Origin of the sequence: Clostridium sp. SM-530-WT-3G, assembly GCF_012843905.1 — a bacterium.
GTDB lineage: Bacteria > Bacillota > Clostridia > Clostridiales > Clostridiaceae > Clostridium.
Genome location: NZ_JABAGC010000056.1, coordinates 1 through 14,309, shown reverse-complemented (window position 1 = coordinate 14,309; position 14,309 = coordinate 1). Strand labels below are relative to the sequence as shown.

At 29.2% G+C, this 14,309-nt stretch carries 17 protein-coding genes and 2 riboswitches; of the genes, 16 read left to right on the top strand and 1 reads right to left on the bottom strand.

Annotated elements, in window-relative coordinates:
• Nucleotides 1-78: 78 nt before the first annotated feature.
• From HF850_RS14425 to HF850_RS14385, 9 genes are all read left to right on the top strand, one after another.
• On the top strand, nt 79-720 hold the full coding sequence (locus HF850_RS14425; RefSeq protein WP_206151688.1) for a hypothetical protein: 642 nt from the start codon (nt 79-81) through the stop codon (nt 718-720).
• Nucleotides 681-1,040 carry a deaminase domain-containing protein gene (locus HF850_RS14420; protein ID WP_169106126.1) on the top strand — a complete coding sequence of 120 codons (360 nt, stop codon included), beginning with the start codon at nt 681-683 and terminating at the stop codon, nt 1,038-1,040. Before HF850_RS14425 ends, HF850_RS14420 begins: the two co-directional genes overlap by 40 nt.
• Before the next feature lie 138 nt (nt 1,041-1,178).
• Nucleotides 1,179-1,278, top strand: a riboswitch (purine riboswitch).
• A gap of 51 nt (nt 1,279-1,329) precedes the next feature.
• Nucleotides 1,330-2,325: an adenosine deaminase gene (gene add / locus HF850_RS14415; RefSeq protein WP_169106124.1), complete on the top strand. Its 996-nt coding sequence runs from the start codon at nt 1,330-1,332 to the stop codon at nt 2,323-2,325.
• Nucleotides 2,326-2,544: 219 nt separating this feature from the next.
• Nucleotides 2,545-3,282: a cobalt ECF transporter T component CbiQ gene (cbiQ, locus tag HF850_RS14410; RefSeq protein WP_169106123.1), complete on the top strand. Its 738-nt coding sequence runs from the start codon at nt 2,545-2,547 to the stop codon at nt 3,280-3,282.
• 10 nt (nt 3,283-3,292) lie between these two features.
• On the top strand, nt 3,293-4,126 hold the full coding sequence (locus HF850_RS14405) for an ABC transporter ATP-binding protein (RefSeq protein ID WP_169106122.1): 834 nt from the start codon (nt 3,293-3,295) through the stop codon (nt 4,124-4,126).
• Between the two features lie 120 nt (nt 4,127-4,246).
• Nucleotides 4,247-4,441: riboswitch (cobalamin riboswitch) on the top strand.
• A gap of 135 nt (nt 4,442-4,576) precedes the next feature.
• A complete protein-coding gene (locus HF850_RS14400) occupies nt 4,577-5,323 on the top strand; it encodes an energy-coupling factor ABC transporter permease (RefSeq protein WP_169106121.1) in 747 nt (248 codons plus the stop codon).
• Nucleotide 5,324: 1 nt separating this feature from the next.
• Nucleotides 5,325-5,648: an energy-coupling factor ABC transporter substrate-binding protein gene (locus tag HF850_RS14395; RefSeq protein WP_169106120.1), complete on the top strand. Its 324-nt coding sequence runs from the start codon at nt 5,325-5,327 to the stop codon at nt 5,646-5,648.
• A 144-nt stretch (nt 5,649-5,792) separates the two neighbouring features.
• A complete protein-coding gene (locus tag HF850_RS14390) occupies nt 5,793-6,449 on the top strand; it encodes an HAD family phosphatase (protein WP_169106119.1) in 657 nt (218 codons plus the stop codon).
• Between the two features lie 124 nt (nt 6,450-6,573).
• On the top strand, nt 6,574-7,491 hold the full coding sequence (locus HF850_RS14385; RefSeq protein WP_169106118.1) for a tetratricopeptide repeat protein: 918 nt from the start codon (nt 6,574-6,576) through the stop codon (nt 7,489-7,491).
• A gap of 35 nt (nt 7,492-7,526) precedes the next feature.
• On the opposite strand, the gene HF850_RS14380 is transcribed toward HF850_RS14385, so the two are convergent.
• A complete protein-coding gene (locus tag HF850_RS14380) occupies nt 7,527-8,201 on the bottom strand; it encodes a hypothetical protein (protein ID WP_169106117.1) in 675 nt (224 codons plus the stop codon).
• A gap of 241 nt (nt 8,202-8,442) precedes the next feature.
• On the opposite strand from HF850_RS14380, the gene HF850_RS14375 reads away from it, so the two are divergent.
• The 7 genes from HF850_RS14375 to fabF all read left to right on the top strand — a co-directional run bounded on the left by HF850_RS14375 (nt 8,443) and on the right by fabF (nt 14,231).
• A complete protein-coding gene (locus tag HF850_RS14375; protein WP_169106116.1) occupies nt 8,443-8,889 on the top strand; it encodes a MarR family transcriptional regulator in 447 nt (148 codons plus the stop codon).
• 15 nt (nt 8,890-8,904) lie between these two features.
• The gene (locus tag HF850_RS14370) at nt 8,905-9,876 is read left to right on the top strand and encodes a beta-ketoacyl-ACP synthase III (protein ID WP_169106115.1); all 972 of its coding nucleotides are present in this window, start codon (nt 8,905-8,907) and stop codon (nt 9,874-9,876) included.
• 49 nt (nt 9,877-9,925) lie between these two features.
• On the top strand, nt 9,926-10,144 hold the full coding sequence (locus HF850_RS14365; RefSeq protein WP_169106114.1) for an acyl carrier protein: 219 nt from the start codon (nt 9,926-9,928) through the stop codon (nt 10,142-10,144).
• A gap of 151 nt (nt 10,145-10,295) precedes the next feature.
• The gene (gene fabK, locus HF850_RS14360; RefSeq protein WP_169106113.1) at nt 10,296-11,237 is read left to right on the top strand and encodes an enoyl-[acyl-carrier-protein] reductase FabK; all 942 of its coding nucleotides are present in this window, start codon (nt 10,296-10,298) and stop codon (nt 11,235-11,237) included.
• Nucleotides 11,230-12,171, top strand: coding sequence for an ACP S-malonyltransferase (gene fabD / locus HF850_RS14355; protein WP_169106112.1), 942 nt, complete (start codon nt 11,230-11,232; stop codon nt 12,169-12,171). Before fabK ends, fabD begins: the two co-directional genes overlap by 8 nt.
• A gap of 71 nt (nt 12,172-12,242) precedes the next feature.
• Nucleotides 12,243-12,983 (top strand): 3-oxoacyl-[acyl-carrier-protein] reductase, encoded by a 741-nt coding sequence (gene fabG / locus HF850_RS14350; RefSeq protein WP_169106111.1) that lies wholly within the window; start codon nt 12,243-12,245, stop codon nt 12,981-12,983.
• A gap of 15 nt (nt 12,984-12,998) precedes the next feature.
• On the top strand, nt 12,999-14,231 hold the full coding sequence (gene fabF / locus HF850_RS14345) for a beta-ketoacyl-ACP synthase II (protein ID WP_169106110.1): 1,233 nt from the start codon (nt 12,999-13,001) through the stop codon (nt 14,229-14,231).
• The last annotated feature ends 78 nt before the right edge of the window (nt 14,232-14,309 follow it).

Genomic DNA, 14,309 nt, shown 5'->3' with positions numbered 1-14,309 from the left:
AGCAGATACATTGAAAAAGGAATGAAACATAAGATTTTATAATTTTTTATAGATTTTTATAAGTTTTCAGTAACGGTGGTGAAATATGAAAAAAATAAAAAAAGAAATTTATTAACTAAAAAAGATATGGACTTAGATGAAAAAATATTAAAATATTTAAATGATGGTATTACATATACGGCTAAAAATTTAGATGACTTACTTGATTATTTTAGAAAGATAGATACTTTTGAAGATAATCATAAAAAATTATGTGAATTAATAAGTCATATTAAAATATTAAATATAGATAGAGTGGAATATGATAGAAAGGCATGCATTCAGGAAAATGTAGATAAAATAATTGATATAGTAGAAAATATAAAAAGCTATATATCATCTAGAGCTAGTGAAGATGAAAAACTAAGGATTCAGAATATTGAGAAAGAATTAGATAAGGAATATTTATACGCCAAAGATATTGAACTTCTTAAAAAGATGATATCCTTTGAAAATAAAGAAATAGATGAGGAATATGATTGCTGTGAAAAAGTAAATACGGTATCAATTAATATAAAAGATAATATAAGCAGTACATATATTCCTGTAGAAACTGGAAGTATAGAATATCATTATCACTTAGATAATAATATTCCAAGGATAAAGAGGCTTATTAAAAATCTACATAAGTATATTGTTATATTGTTGAAGAGGATTATGATAAGTCAATATACAGGATAAATCAAAGTGAAGCATTAAATGATTCAATAAATATTGCTGTAGCAGTATATGATAATAAAGAGTATAAGGCTATTAGTGGAAGTAATGAAGTGTTAGATTATTGTGCTTCACCACATATAGATAAAGCTAAATTTGAAAGTAACAAGGTAAATAAAAGAGGAAAACTTGGTATAGGATATAATAGGGTTAATGATAGTGAAAAGAAGATATTTGAACACATACATAAATTAATAGAAGAAAAGAAAATTAAAGATAATGGGGAACTTGTTTTATATAGTAAATGGGAGCCATGCCCAAGCTGTTACTATGTTATACATTAATTTTGTGAGATACATCCTGATGTTGATGTAAAAGTTAAATATATTAATACTTATGGGTAATTATATAAAAACATTTAGAGCTGGGTATAATATATATTATGTTAGTTTGACATAAAGAATATGTTGATATATAATACAAAAAAATTAAATTATAGATTTCGTAGAATTCTAGTAATATGGGTTGGAAGTCTCTACTAAGAACCTATAATTCCTAATTACGAAGAAAATTACTTAGTTTTTTTCGTAATTAGGAATTTTTTAATAAACTTTAGTGAAAGAAGTGAAAAGAATGGATTTGTTTAAGTTACCTAAAATTGATTTACATTGCCATTTGGATGGGAGTGTAAGGGCGGAAACAATAATAGATATAGCTAACAAAGAAAATATTAAACTTAATTCATATGATATAAATGAGATAAAAAGGGAAATTATAGTACCTTTAAATTGCTCATCATTAAATGAATATTTAGGAGCATTTACAATACCAAATTTAGTTATGCAATCTAAAGAAGACTTAAGAAGAATAGCATTTGAATTATATGAAGATGCAGCAAAAGAAAATGTGAAATATATGGAAGTAAGATTTGCGCCAGTACTTCATACAGTTAGAGGACTGACATTAGAAGAAGTAATAGAAAGCGTATTGATAGGGATACATGATGCTGAAAAAAAATTCGATATAAAGGGAAATTTAATACTTGGATGTATGAGGTTCATGTCAGTAGAAAAAGCATTTGAAGTTATAGAAGCAGGAAGAAAATTTCTTGATAAAGGTGTAGTAGCAGTTGATTTGTGTGCAGGAGAAGAAGAGGGGTTTTGCAGAAAATTTATTGAACCTATTACATTAGCTAAAGAATATGGATATAGAATTACTATTCATGCAGGAGAAACTGGTATAGGTGAAAATGTATTAGAGGCAGTAAAACTTCTTGAAGCTGAGAGGATAGGACATGGAGTATATATAAAAGATTGTGAAGAAGCTTATAAAATAGTCAAAGAAAAGCATATAACACTTGAAATATGTCCTACAAGTAATGTGCAAACTAAAGCGGTTAGTAGTTTTGAAAATCACCCAATTTATGATTTTTATAAAGATGGAATTAATATCTCCATTAATACAGACAATAGGACTGTATCAGATACAACAATGACAAATGAAATACAGATAGTTAATGAATATTTTCATATGACATTTGAAGATTATAAAAATATATATAATATGAGTGTTAAAGCTTCTTTTGCAAGTAAAAATATAAAAAATGAATTAAAAAAGAAATTAATATAAGTAACTCCAATGTAGATTTTAATTATAACATCTACATTGGGGTTATTTTAATATTGTTTGACATTTTTCAGGGAGAAAATTATACTTTTAATATCTAATTAGAAGCTATAGAGGAGGTGAAATCACATAATAAGTAGTAAGTGGCATCGTAAAGAAAAAAAGTTTAAGCATAAACATGATGGGGTATATTCAATTGACTTTTATGCATATTCATCAAGGATGAAAAATGTTAATCCAAAACTAAAAATAATTTTTGCAATCTTATCTTTAATTATATGCATATTGGCTGATAATATTTATGTATCCTTATTTATTTCTCTTACTATGGGAATTATTACAGTATACATTGGAGGTATAAGCTTTCATGATTATATATCCCTTCTTACTATACCAATCGGTTTTATGATTATGGGGAGCATTGCAATAGCAGTTGGATTTTCAACAAAGCCTATTGGGCAGTACAATTTGAATCTTCACATATTTTACATATATTCATCAAATGAAAATATAATAAAAACTCTAAAAGTAATATTGAAAGCCTTTGGAGCTGTAAGTTCATTATATATGATGACTTTATCTACAAACACTAGTGAAATTATTTCCTCATTACGCAGTATACGTATTCCAAAAATAATTATTGAACTTATGAATCTTATTTATAGATTTATATTTATTCTTATTGATGTTCAATGTAAGATGAAAAATTCAGCTCAATCAAGACTTGGTTATGTAGATTTTAAAACTGCATGTTATTCATTTGGAAGTACAGTGGGAAATTTACTGATTGTATCTATGAAAAAAGCAAATGCTTATTATGAGGCTATGGAATCTAGATGTTATGATGGTGAAATGAACTTTCTTGAGGAAGATAAAAAAATAAAATTTAAACATATTGTAGGATTCATTGCTTATTTTATTTGTGTAGCAATAGTGTGGATAATATCAGGTAATAATTAGGAGAAACATTATGAAGAAAATTAATAAAGAAATAATTTTACAAATTAAAGATTTGTGTTATTCATATGATAGTGAAAAAATAGCATTGAATAATATTAATCTAGACATTTACAAAGGTGAAAAGATTGCAGTTATGGGCTCAAATGGAGCAGGTAAATCTACATTTTTCTTAAATATGAATGGAGTTCTTAAGCCTAGTTATGGAGATATTATATACAAAGGTAAAAAAATAACTAAGAAAGATTTAAATGAACTTAGAAAAAATGTAGGAATTGTATTTCAAGATGCAGATAATCAGATAATTGCCTCTACAGTTTTAGCTGAAGTTTCTTTTGGACCTATGAATTTAAAATTACCCAAAGATGAAGTAGAAAAAAGAGTTTATGAAGCTTTACAATATATGAATATTACAGAATTTAAAGACAGACCACCTCATTATTTAAGTGGTGGGGAGAAAAAGCGTGTAAGTATAGCTGATATAATTGCTATGAAGTCTGAAATAATTATATTTGATGAGCCAACAGCAGCATTAGATCCATTAAATGCAGAAATGCTTGAAGATGTTCTTGAGAAATTATCAGATGAAAATAAAACATTATTAATTTCAACCCATGATGTTGATTTTGCTTATAGATGGGCAGAACGCATAGTGGTATTTACAGATGGTGAAGTAATAGCAGATAGTACACCTTTGGAAGTTTTTAAAAACAATGATATATTAAAAAGAGCTAATTTAAAAAGACCTACAATGCTTGATATTTATGAAATTTTAGTTGAGAAAAATATTATTGATAATAAGGAAGTATATCCTAGAAATATAAAAGAATTTAAGGATGTTTTATAACTTTGTGTATAGTATTTAAATTAAAGTAAGTAATGCTATTTATTCAGATAAACTTGACAGGTTATAGACGGAATTGTACAATGTGTAAGGTAATTATAGTATCAATATTATACTATATAAAATTAAATACATATAAGAGGTGCCTGTGATTTCTCCTCAGGATAATAGGGAAAAGGGTGAAAATCTCTTACGGTCCCGCCGCTGTGTTTGCTTAGTTATATCTTAAATATGTCACTGAGGATTATAACCTTGGGAAGGCAAGATATAATGTTTAAAGCATAAGTCAGAATACCTGCCTTTTATATTCGCTAGATATCTGTTTACGAGAGATGAATAGATACTAAAAAGGCCTTTTTTATAAAAATAAATCAGGTTAATTTTGAGATGCCAATTTAATGAGTGGGAATCATTAAATTTAGGGATCTTTTTTTATTTTGAAAGGAGAAGAGAATGAATAGTAAGAAGAAAATTATGAAAATTGCAATCATATTTGCGTTGATATTTGGAATTACTCCAGCAGCAAATGCAATGCATATTATGGAAGGATATTTACCACCTAAATATTGCATAGCATGGGGACTTATTTCATTACCATTTTTAATAGCAGGATTTTTATCAATTAAAAAAACTTTGAGCGAAAATAGAAAATCAATTACCATTTTAGCTATGGCAGGAGCATTTATTTTTGTTATTTCATCACTTAAAATACCATCAGTTACTGGAAGTTGTTCGCATATGACTGGTACAGGACTTGGAGCTATTTTATTTGGACCATTTGCAGTAAGTATTTTAGGAATTATAGTTTTGATTTTTCAGGCAATTTTATTAGCACATGGAGGACTTACAACTCTTGGTGCAAATACTTTTTCAATGGCTATTGCTGGTCCAATATTATCATTTGTAATTTATAAATTATGTGTTAAGTTGAAGGTAAATAGAAAGTTAGGAGTTTTCTTAGCTGCGTCTTTAGGTGATTTATTCACATATTGTGTTACAAGTTTTCAGCTTGCACTTGCTTACCCATCAGCAGATGGAGGGGTAGTAGCATCAGCAATTAAGTTTTTAGGAGTATTTGCTCCAACTCAGCTTCCATTGGCTATTATAGAAGGAATACTTACAGTTGTAATTATTATAGGTCTTGAAACATATGCTAAATCTGAACTTATTGGAATAGGATTTTTCAAGGGGGATAAGTAGAATGAAGAGTAATAAAAAAACAGTAATAATTTTATTGATTATTGCTATAGCAATTGCAATAGTACCTATATTTACTTTGAAGGGAGCTGAGTTTGGAGGCTCTGATGATGCTGGAAGTGTTATGATAGAAGAGGTAAGAGGCGAAGAGTACGAACCATGGTTTACACCAGTTATGGAAACATGGATAGGTGGAGAACTTCCTGGAGAAGTAGAAAGTTTTTTGTTTTGTGTACAAACTGGTATAGGTGTAGGAATTATAGCATTTATTATGGGAAGATTTGTTGAACGTAAGAAATGGGAAAATAAGAAGGCTGATCAAGAATAATATAAAAAGGATGTTGTGTTATGCAACATCCTTTTTATATTATTAATTTATATATTTTACTAATCTTGATTTTAATTTTAAAAATTATATTATAGTAGTAAAGAAAATTTCTTATGTAAGGTAATTCAAATTTAGGAGGAAATTATGAATAAAATAAAAGCTGTATTGTTTGATATGGATGGAGTTATTTTTGATACAGAAAAAGCTTATCTTGATACATGGATAAAGGTTTTTAATAAGCATGGATATGAAATGAAAAGAGAAATTTATATTTCTGTTATGGGAACAGGAAGAAAAAATGTTAAGAAAACATTTATAAATATTTTTGGAGAAAATCTTCCTATAGAAGAAATGTATAAAGAAAAGGATGATTTGTTAGCTAAAATAATAGATGAAGGAAAAGTTCCAGTTAAAGATGGGGCAGAAGAAATATTATCATACTTAAAAGAAAATGGATATAAAGTAGCATTAGCCACAAGTGCGAAGAGAGTTCGTGCAGATAAGCAGGTTAATATGGCTAAATTAGACAAGTATTTTGATGAAATAGTTACAGGAGATGATATATCTAATGGAAAGCCAGATCCAGAAATTTTCTTGAAAGCAGCAGATAAATTAGGTGTTAAACCAGAAGAATGTATAGTAGTTGAAGACTCACCAGCAGGAATACAGGCTGCATTTAATGGATGTATGTATGGAATTCATGTAGAAGATTTAAAAGAGGCAGATGATATCATAAAGAAATATTGCTATAAAAATTATAAAAACTTACATCAAATTAAAGAGTATATTGAAACTTTATAAATTTAAGTATAAGAGGATTTTAAATTTACTGCTTTTTTGTATGTGGAAAAAGACTCATGTTTAATTTTATAATTCTTAATGTTATACTAAATTAGTTATAAGATAAATGATGAGGATGAAGCATATGGAAAACAAAAATTATTTATATAACAATTATTTAAATATGGCACGTAATTTAAGAACTGATGGGAACCTATTGAAAGCGCTTAGTTTTTATAAGAAGGCTTATGGTCTTAATATAGGAAAAATGGATACAGAGCTTATTATGGATATGGCACTTATATATGATGAAATAGGGCTTAAGGCTGATGCAGAAGAAAAGTATCAAGAAGTCTTGAAGTTAGATGAAGATGATGCAAGAGCTTATTATGGTCTTGCTGTTATATATGATGAAGATGGAAAACTAGATAGAGCCAAGGAATTTTATAAAAAAGCTATAGATAAAAATGAAAACTATGATAAGGCATACTTTTTCCTTGCAAATATTTATGATGAACTTGAAGAAAAAGACAAAGCTATATTTTATTATAAAAGGGCAATTGAAATTAATCCAAACGACTTGTGGGCAAATGCAAATTTATCATGTATTTATGAAGAAAATAATGAAAATGAAGAAGCATTATTTTATATAGATAAGGCATTAGAAATAGAAGAGGATAATTATAAAATTTTATTTAATAAAGGTGTTATTTTAAATAAATTAGGAAATTTTGAAGAAGCAAAAAAATTATATGAAAAGTCTATAAAATCCAATCCGCAATATCCATATAGTTTTTTAAATCTTGCAGTAATGTATAGAGAAGATAAAGAATTTTTAAAAGCTATAGAAGTAATAAATGAAGGTATTAGAGAAAATGAAGAACAAGGTTTTTTGTATTATAATAGAGCTTGTTTTTATGTTAATATAGGAAAATTAGATGAGGCATTAGAAGATATTAATAAGTGCATAGAATTAGATGATTTATTTTTAGATTACATGAAAAAAGATGTTGAATTAGATCCTATACGACATTTAAAAAAGTATAAAGAATTATATAATTGAGTTTAAAATGAAAAGAGTGGTTTGAGCCACTCTTTTTAATTTCTATACTGAACTTCAGATAAATCTGAAACATGGTCATATTCTATAGGTTCGTTGTTATATAAGAATTTAACTCCATCAATCCAATCTGTGTTAGATTTATTATTACTTTGGAGGAAGTTTTCTATTAATGTATTGGCAGTTACTTGACCACCAGTTGAACCTTGGAATTTTTGTACCCAAGTATTAGTGCCTGAATCAACAAGGTTGATTGTAGCAATCTTTTTACCGTTAACAGTATCTATAGATTTTACTTCAATAGGAAGACCATTGAAATTATTTTCAGATAAACTTTTTGCAAGTTGTGTTAATTTATCATTTAAACTTTCATTTTCATTTACAGAAATAGATTCAACCTCGTTAGGTTCTAACGAATTTTCATCTATTGTATATATAGAAACTTTAACAGTATCATCTGCATTTTTTGATGAACCATTAGATGAAGTTTGGTTTCCATTTGATTGATTACCATTTGATTGATTTTCAGTTGTTTTATTTTCATCTTTAGTAGTATCTTCAGAAGAAGTACTATCTGTATTGTTATTTTCTTGTGATGCTGAGGAACTACTTGCAGTATCTTGATTTATAACTATCTCTTTTGTTTTATTACCACAAGAAACCATAGTAAGACTTAGCATTACAACAAGTCCCAATATTAGTTTTCTAGTCATAGCGTGTACACCTCCTATATTTTTTCATAATTATATCACATGCATTATAAAAATAAAAGAATAATAAAAATGTAAAAAAATTCTAAATATATAATTGACAATTTGCTTTGTGTATAGTATATTTTGATTGTAATATATTTTGATAATCAAAATATTTGATGGTTCAAAATAATCATACTAATTTAAAGATAAAGTTACAATATTATATTGGAATTGAGAAGACAAGGTGGAGGGTGCAGAAATGGAAAAGACAACAACAGTAATTAATAAATTATTAGTACAGTTGTTTAATGACGTATTACAGATTGAAGAATCGAGTTTGAGAAGTGGAGAAATATCAGATTTGTCCATAACTGAGATACATACTATAGATGCCATTGGTATGTATACAGAAAAAACTATGTCAGAAGTTGCACAAAGCTTAAAAATAACTGTGGGAACATTAACTACAGCAATAAACAAATTGATAAAGAAACAATATGTAGAAAGAAAAAGGATAGAAGAAGATAGAAGAGTTGTTTTAATCAAGCTTACTAAAAGAGGTAAGCTTGCATATAGACTTCATGAAAAGTTTCATAAAGATATGATAAATACAGCAATAGAGGGATTAGATGATAAAGAAGAACAGATTTTAATATCTTCTTTAGGCAAACTAAATTATTTCTTTAAACAAAAATATGAATTATAGATGAAGGAGAACATTATGAATAATATTGGAATTGCAGGTATTGGAGCATATTTACCTTCTTTAGCTGTTACCAATGATAAGTTAAGTGAGTTTGTTAATACAAATGATGAATGGATTAGTGAACGAACAGGCATAAAAGAAAGGCATATATCAGAAGGTGAAGATACTTCAGTCATTGCATATAAAGCTAGCAAACTTGCATTAGAAAGAGCAGGAATAAATGCTGAAGAACTAGATTTGATAATAGTTGCCACTGTATCTCCTGATATGTTTGTTCCATCAGTTGCATGTCTTGTACAAAGTAAATTAGGAGCAAAGAAAGCAGCATGTTTTGATATTAGCGTGGCTTGTTCAGGTTTTGTATATGGACTTGAAATAGCAAAATCAATGATGCTTTCTATGAATTATAAGAATGCTCTTGTTATAGGAGCTGAAGTTCTTTCAAAAGTAATTGATTGGCAAGATAGAAGTACATGCATACTATTTGGTGATGGAAGTGGGGCAGCTGTTCTTAAAAGATGTTCTGAGGGAGGAATTATTAAATCTTATTTAAAAGCTGAAGGAGATAAATGGGAGAGTTTAACTATTGGAGCTGTAGACTTTAATACACCTTTTACTGAAGAAAAAGTTATTAAAAAAAGAACTATTGATATGAATGGTAGAGAAATTTTTAAATTTGCTACTAAAGCAATTGAAGATGGAATTAAAAAAATTCTTGAAGATACACATATTTCAATAGATGAAATAAAGTATATAATACCTCATCAGGCAAATTCGAGAATCATAGCATCAGCAGCCAAAAGATTAGGTATAGATAAAAATAAATTTTATGTGAATGTTGATAAAGTAGGTAATACTTCATCGGCATCTGTACCAATAGCATTAAATGATATGTATCAAAAAGAAATGATAAAAAAAGGTGACAAGATAATGCTTGTAGCATTTGGTGGAGGACTTACATATGGTTCTACACTTATTGAATGGTAATAAAATAATTAATTAATAAAAATTATATGAATAAATGGAGGAATTTATTATGTTATTTGAAGAAATTAGAGAAGTTATTTGTGAGCAATTAGAAATTGAGAAAGAAGAAGTAACATTAGAGACTACTTTTGAAGAATTAGGAGCAGATTCATTAGATTTATTCCAAATTGTTATTGAATTAGAAGAAAAGTATGGAATTCAAATTGAAGAAGTAGATGGATTAAAAACTATAAAAGATGCAGTAAATTATGTAGAAGAACATAAATAGAATTTATGTGAATTTTAAAACTTTTATAAATATGACTGTAAATAGGGTTTTAAAGAGCAAACTTACACAAGTATAGATCTTTATAACTTATATATAAGTAGAAAGAATGTCATGATTACAATTTATGTTTTATGACTAGGAGGAAATTCTTATGGAAGGTAATAGAATATGTGAGTTGTTGAAAATAGAATATCCTATATTTCAAGGCGGTATGGCAAGAATTGCAGATGCATCATTAGCATCTGCTGTAAGTGAAGCAGGAGGACTTGGGATAATTACAGGAGCTGCTCCAACTGAATGGGTAAAAGAACAGATAAGAGAAGCAAAAAAATTAACTGATAAGCCATTTGGAGTGAATATAATGCTCATGTCAGAAAATGCAGATGAGATAGCTGATTTAGTATGTACAGAAGGGGTAAAAGTAGTAACAACAGGAGCAGGAAGCCCAGGAAAATACATGAACAAGTGGAAGGAACATGGTATTAAAGTTATACCAGTGGTAGCATCAGTTGCATTAGCAAAGAGGATGGAAAAATGTGGGGCCGATGCTGTGATTGCAGAAGGAACTGAATCTGGAGGACATGTAGGTCAGTTAACTACAATGGCTCTTGTACCACAAGTAGTTGATGCAGTTGAAATACCAGTTGTAGGAGCAGGTGGAATAGGTGATGGAAGAGGTGTTGCAGCTGCTTTTATGTTAGGAGCAGAAGGGGTTCAATTAGGAACAAGATTTTTAGTGGCTAAAGAATGTACAGTACATCCTAATTATAAAGAAAAAGTATTAAAAGCCAAGGATATAGATACTGAAGTTACAGGAAGACCTACAGGGCATCCTGTAAGAGTTTTGAGAAATAAACTTGCAAGAAAATATTTAAAACTTGAAAAAGAAGGGGCAAGTGTTGAAGAACTTGAAACATTAGGTGTAGGAGCTTTAAAAAAAGCAGTTATAGATGGTGATGTTGATAATGGATCCTTAATGGCTGGTCAAATATCAGGAATAGTTAACAAAGAACAGACTGCTAAAGAAATGATAGAAGAATTATTTAATGAAGCAGAAAAAAGATTTAACTTATTTGGAGGCAGAAATGAATAGTAAGAAAACAGCTTTTTTATTTCCAGGTCAGGGTGTACAGACAATTGGAATGGCTAAGGATTTATATGAAAATATAGCTGAATGTAAATCAATATTAGATTATAGTGAAGATATTTTAGATATGCCTATTAAAAAAATGATGTTTGAAGGTCCTGAAGAGGTAATTACAAAAACAGAAAATGCACAGCCTTTAATTTTGATAGCATCACTTATGGCATTAAAGGCCTTAGAAGTTAATGATATAAGTGCAAATCATACAGCAGGATTAAGCTTAGGAGAATATGCGGCATTGATTTATGGAGGAGTATTATCATTAGAAGATGGTCTTCTTTTAATAAAAGAGAGAGGAAGAATAATGGGAAGTGCACTTCCAGAAGGTCTTGGAACAATGGCAGCAATATTAAAGCTTAATAGTGAAAAAATGCAGGATTTATTAGAAAGAGCAGGAAAGTTTGGAGTTGTTGAAGGTGCTAATTTTAATTGTCCTGGACAGGTATCAATTTCAGGAGAATTTAAAGCAGTAAATGAAGCAGTTAAAATAGCCAAAGAGCTTGGAGGTGTTGGAATTCCTCTAAAAGTAAGTGGACCTTTCCATAGTTCATTATTAACTGGTGCAAGTGAAGAATTTTATAAAACTATTAAAAAGGTAGATATAAAAGGTTTTAACAAAATAGTCTACTCTAATATAAAGGGAACACCATATGAAGATAATGATGATGTAAAAACAATATTAAAAGATCACATCAGAAGTTCTGTATTATTTGAAAATATAATTAATAATATGCTTGAAAGTGGTGTAGATACATTTGTTGAAGTAGGTCCAGGAAAGGCACTTAGAGGATTTGTAAAGAAGATTAATAGAAATGCAAGACTTCTTAATGTGGAAGATATGAATTCATTAATCAATACAGTTGAAGCATTTAAGAAGTTATAGTTTACCAAAAACCATAAATAATTTTTGAAAGAAATATTGTATATTAATAATATATTTCGAGGAGGAAATTTATGTTGAAAGGAAAATGTGCAATTGTAACTGGTGCATCAAGGGGCATTGGAAAAGCAATTGCATTAAAGTTGGCATCACTTGGAGCTAATATAGTAATAAACTTTAGAAACAACGAAAAAGAGGCCTTAGAAGTTGAAAGTGAAATAAGAGGAATGGGAGTAGATGCTTTAAGTATCAAAGCTGATATTTCCAAGCTAGATCAAGTTGAAAATTTAATCAAAAGTGCCAAAGAAAAGTTTGGAGCTATTGATATTATAGTAAATAATGCAGGAATAACTAAGGATAATTTAATTTTAAGAATGAAAGAAGAAGATTTTGATAGTGTTATTGATGTTAATTTAAAAGGCGTTTTTAATTGTCTTAAAAGTATAACACCAGTCATGATAAGACAGAAAAAAGGAAAAATCATAAATATATCTTCTGTTGTGGGAATATCAGGTAATGCTGGTCAGGTTAATTATGCGGCATCAAAGGCAGGAATAATAGGAATGACGAAATCTTTAGCAAAGGAAATTGGAACTAGAGGAATTAATGTTAATGCTGTTGCACCAGGATTTATTGATACAGAAATGACAGAATGTCTTGGGGAAAAGGTAAAGGAAGAAGCAAAAAAGAATATTCCATTAAAAAGATTTGGAACAGCTGAAGATGTGGCTGAAGTTGTTGCATTTCTAGCAAGTGATGAATCTGATTATATTACAGGTCAAGTTATCCATGTTGATGGTGGAATGTTGATGTAGTGGAGGAAAAATTTTATGGAAAGAAGAGTAGTTATTACTGGAATGGGAGCTTTGACTCCTATAGGAAATGATGTAAATACATTTTGGAATAATGCTAAAGAAGGAAAATGTGGTATAGATTTTATTACATTAGTTGATAATGACTTAATAGATGTTAAGATTGCAGCAGAAGTTAAGGATTTTAATCCAGAACCTATAATAAGCAAAAAAGAATGCAGAAGATTAGATAGATTTGAACAATTTGGAATAGTTGCAGCAGATCAAGCAGTTAAAGATTCAGGCCTAAACTTAGATGAAGAAGATTTAGAAAGAATTGGAGTCAGTATTGGGTCAGGAATAGGTGGAATAGAAACAATTGAAAGTGAATGCAACAAGCTTGTTACAGGAAAATCAAAACGTGTATCACCATTCTTTGTACCAATGTCTATTATAAATTTAGTAGCAGGAAATGTTGCAATTAAATATGGATTAAGAGGGCCATGTACTTCTATTGTCACTGCATGTGCTACAGGTACAAATTCTATTGGTGAATCTTTTAGGGCAATTAAACATGGATATGCAGATGTTATGGTTGCAGGTGGATCAGAGGCACCTATTACTAGAGTAGCAATTGGTGGATTTCATGGAATGAAGGCATTGAATTCTAATAATGATCCTAAAAGAGCATCTATACCTTTTGATAAGGAGAGAAGTGGATTTGTAATGGGTGAAGGAGCTGGAGTAGTAGTTCTTGAATCTTTAGAACATGCACAAGGCAGAGGTGCAAAGATTTATGCAGAAGTAGTAGGATATGGTTCAACATGTGATGCTTATCATATTACATCACCAGCACCAGATGGAAGCGGTGCAGCTAAAGCTATGGAAGATGCCATAAAAGAAGCTGGTATTGCTCCAAAAGATATTTCTTATATAAATGCTCATGGTACATCAACTCAGCTTAATGATAGTTTTGAAACAATTGCAATAAAGAAGGTATTTGGAGAGAATACTAAAGTTCCTGTATCATCTACAAAATCTATGACAGGACATCTTCTAGGTGCTGCTGGTGCAATAGAAACCATTGCATGTACAAAAGCTTTAGAAGATGGATTTATACCACCTACTATAGGATATGAAGTGCCTGATGAAGAAATTGATTTAGACTATGTTCCTAATGAAGGAAGAAGACAGAATTTAGAATATGTATTAAATAATTCTTTAGGATTTGGCGGTCATAATGCAACACTTGTTATAAAGAAGTGGAAATAGTGATAGTGTAAAGTACGCTATGAAAAATGATATTTTAAAAAAATAATAACTAAATAATCAATATAAGTAAGAATTAGT